The organism is Veillonella sp. ZSJB6, assembly GCF_051549505.1.
Classification (GTDB): domain Bacteria; phylum Bacillota; class Negativicutes; order Veillonellales; family Veillonellaceae; genus Veillonella.
Window position 1 is genome coordinate 1 of record NZ_JBPUGE010000217.1, and the last position, 231, is coordinate 231.

The 231-nt window shown below is 50.6% G+C and carries 1 protein-coding gene; it reads right to left on the bottom strand.

Going from position 1 to position 231, the window contains the following annotated elements; translation table 11 throughout:
• Positions 1 to 231 (bottom strand): hypothetical protein (locus tag ACSV5T_RS10485; RefSeq protein WP_438321117.1); only part of this gene is annotated, 231 nt, incomplete at both ends.

The following is a 231-nucleotide window of genomic DNA, read 5'->3' on the forward strand; positions in this document are numbered from 1 at the left end:
TCAAATGCGCTTTGGCGCCCAAGCGCTCCGCGAGTTCACGCAAGCGGTTAGAGTTGGATGAGTTGGGTGAGCCCACCACTAACACCACTTGACAACGCGCCGCAAACTCCTTAACCGCATCTTGACGGTTTTGGGTGGCATAACAAATATCATCTTTACGCGGCGCATGGATTTTGGGGAATTTATTTTTTAGCGCATCAATCACTTCTGCGGTGTCATCCATCGATAGGG